General features: G+C 77.4%; 3 protein-coding genes. 1 reads left to right on the top strand and 2 read right to left on the bottom strand.

Features of this window, described 5'->3' with window-relative positions; all coding sequences use genetic code 11:
- A partial coding sequence (gene menD, locus ACFOWE_RS26155) for a 2-succinyl-5-enolpyruvyl-6-hydroxy-3-cyclohexene-1-carboxylic-acid synthase (RefSeq protein WP_377292322.1) occupies nucleotides 1-648 on the bottom strand: 648 nt, incomplete at its 3' end.
- Nucleotides 645-1,580, bottom strand: a complete 936-nt coding sequence (locus ACFOWE_RS26160) for an o-succinylbenzoate synthase (RefSeq protein ID WP_377292324.1) — start codon at nucleotides 1,578-1,580, stop codon at nucleotides 645-647. The genes ACFOWE_RS26160 and menD, both read right to left, overlap by 4 nt.
- 75 nt (nucleotides 1,581-1,655) lie before the next feature.
- Here ACFOWE_RS26160 and ACFOWE_RS26165 point away from each other — a divergent pair, with 75 nt between their 5' ends.
- Complete coding sequence (locus tag ACFOWE_RS26165; protein WP_377292424.1) at nucleotides 1,656-2,885, top strand: AMP-binding protein; 1,230 nt, start codon at nucleotides 1,656-1,658, stop codon at nucleotides 2,883-2,885.
- Nucleotides 2,886-2,986: the final 101 nt, after the last annotated feature.

Here is a 2,986-nt window from a genome sequence, read left to right on the forward strand (position 1 = left end):
GCCCCGGCGGGTCGACGGCAGGTGCAGCGCGGCGGACGGCGGCGCCACCCGCGCGCGGACCCACGGCCCGGCCGCGCCGCGGTCGAGCGGCTCGCACCAGGAGGCGTCGCCGTCGGGGACGAGCGGCTCGCGGAAGGCCAGGTTGAGGTGGACCGGACCGGGGTCGTACGGTCCCAGCGCGCGCTGGTAGGCGCGGCCGGCCAGCGAGCGCCAGTAGGCGACCTGCCCCGGGCGCTCCTCGGGGGCGCCGACCTCGGCGAACCAGCGGACCGCCGTGCCGTACAGCTTGAGCTGGTCCATCGTCTGGCTCGCGCCGGTGTCGCGCAGCTCGGGCGGGCGGTCGGCGGTGAGCACCAGCAGCGGCACCCCCGACTCGTGCGCCTCCATGACCGCCGGGTGGAAGTTGGCCGCGGCGGTGCCGGAGGTGCAGATCAGGGCGACCGGCCGCTCACCGCGCCGGGCCAGGCCGAGGGCCAGGAACGACGCCGACCGCTCGTCGAGGCGCACGTGGAGCCGGATCCGGCTCTCGGCGTGCGCGGCCAGCGCGAGCGGGGTCGAGCGCGAACCTGGCGCGATCACCACGTCCGTGAGGCCGCAGCGCACCAGCTCGTCGACCAGGACGGTCGCGAGCGCGGTCGCGGGGTTCACTGCACCGCCTCCTCAAGGCGTCGCACCCAGCCGGGTGACTCGATCTCGTAACGCGCCAGCGCGGCCTCGTCCACCCGGGGGCGGCGCACCGCGAGCATCCCGTCGACGGGGACGAGCGGGCCGTCCACCACGTCCCCCTCCAGCAGGGCCGCGGTGCCCAGGCCGCAGGCGTAGGGCAGCTCCGGCAGGGCGGCGGCGAGCGCCACCCCCGCGGCCAGGCCGACGGAGGTCTCCACCGCGCTGGACACCACGGCGGGCAGCCCGCACGCCTCGACCACGCGCAGCGCGGCCGCGACGCCGCCGAGCGGCTGCACCTTGACCACCGCGATGTCGGCCGCCTCGGCCGCCCTGACCTTCAGCGGGTCCTCGGCGCGGCGGATCGACTCGTCGGCCGCGACCGGCACCTCCACCCGCCTGCGCACCCGCGCCAGCTCGTCCAGGGTGGCGCACGGCTGCTCGGCGTACTCCAGGCCGAAGCGGCGGTCGAGCTCGGTGATCCGGGCCACCGCGGTGTCGACGTCCCAGGCGCCGTTGACGTCCACCCGGAGCCGGCCGCCGGGGCCGAGCGCGTCGCGCACGGCCTCCGCCCTGGCCAGGTCGTCGGCGAACGTCTGCCCCTGCTCGGCGACCTTCACCTTGGCCGTGCCGCAGCCGGCCCGCCGCACCATCGCGTGGGCCTGCTCGGGGCCGACGGCGGGCACGATGGCGTTGACCGGGATCCGGTCGCGCAGCGGGGCTGGCCAGCCGGTGAAGGCGGCCTCCTCGGCGCAGGCCCGCCAGCGGGCGCACTCGGCCGGGCCGTACTCGGGGAAGGGGGAGAACTCCCCCCACCCGGCCGGGCCCCGCAGCAGCACGCCCTCCCGGACGGTCTGCCCGCGGAAGCGGGTCCGCATCGGGATCCGGAAGACCCGGAGCTCCCGGCCGATCGTCACGATCGTCTCGTCCCTTCCGCTGTGCCGGACCCCTCGGTCCCCGTCCGGCGTGTCGGCACTAACCTTACGACCGTGATGGCCGGACCCGTGCACGTGGAGTCGCCCGCCCGTCCCTCCCCCGGGGGGTCCGGCCGGGAGCTGCACGCCGTGACGCTGCCGCCGGGGCCCGAGCTGTTCCGGGCGGTCGCCGCGGCGCTCGGCGGGAGCGGTCCCGCGGGCGGCGGGGGTCCCGCCACTGGTCCCGCGCTCCTGCCTCTGCCCTCCGGCCTGCCCGCCCCGGCGCTGCGGGCGACGCTGGAGGCCCTGCGCCCCGCCCGCCTCGACGGCCGGCCGCTGCCCGGCGGCGAGGACGTGCCGCCCGAGGTGGCCGTGGTGATCGCCACCAGCGGCACGACCGGCGTCCCCAAGGGCGTGCAGCTGTCCGCCGCCGCCCTGCGCGCCTCCGCCGCGGCCTCCCTGTCCCGCCTGGGCGCCCGGCCCGGGGAGCGCTGGCTGTGCTGCCTGCCGCCCTCGCACGTCTCCGGCCTGCAGGTGCTGGTCCGCTCCCTGCTGGGCGGGACCGAGCCGGTCGTCCACCCCGGCTTCGACCCGCGGGCGGTGCTCGGCTCGGGCGCCGAGCACGTCTCGCTGGTCCCGACCCAGCTGCGCCGCCTGCTGGACGTCTCGGCGGACCTGTCGGTGTTCCGGACGATCCTGCTGGGCGGGGCCGCCGCTCCCGCCGGTCTGCTCGCCGGGGCCCGCGCCGCGGGCGCCCGGGTCGTCACCACGTACGGCATGAGCGAGACCTGCGGCGGATGTGTCTACGACGGCCGGCCCCTTGACAATGTAGATCTGCTGATCGGCGGCGACGGCCGGATCCGCCTGGCCGGTCCCGTGCTGTTCTCCGGCTACCGCCTCCGGCCCGACCTCACCGCCGCGGCCCGCGACGGCGACTGGTTCGTCACCTCCGACCTGGGCACCCTGGACGGCGGCCGCCTCCGGGTGCTCGGCCGGGCCGACGACGTGATCAACACCGGTGGGGAGAAGGTCGTCGCGGCGGCCGTGAGCGCCGTCGTGGCCGAGCATCCGGCGGTCGCGGACGCGGCCGTGGTCGGCCGCCCGGACCCCGAGTGGGGCGAGCGGGTGGTCGCCGTCGTGGTCTCCCCCGCTCCCCCGTCTCTGGGCGAGCTGCGCGCCTTCGTCAAGGAGCGGCTGCCCGCCTACGCCGCCCCCGCCGAACTGGTCGTCCTGCCCGAGATACCGCTTCTGCCGAACGGCAAACCGGACCTCGCCGCGCTCCGTCATGGGCTGCGGCGGGAACCGTGAGGACGCCCGCGCGCGTCGAAGGGACAACGCGAGCAGGAGGGACGAGCCGATGAAACCGACCCGCAGGACGTGGATCTCCGCCGGGGTCGCCGCCGTGGTCC

This window comes from Planomonospora corallina (assembly GCF_042650625.1).
In the GTDB taxonomy this organism is placed as follows: domain Bacteria; phylum Actinomycetota; class Actinomycetes; order Streptosporangiales; family Streptosporangiaceae; genus Planomonospora_B; species Planomonospora_B corallina.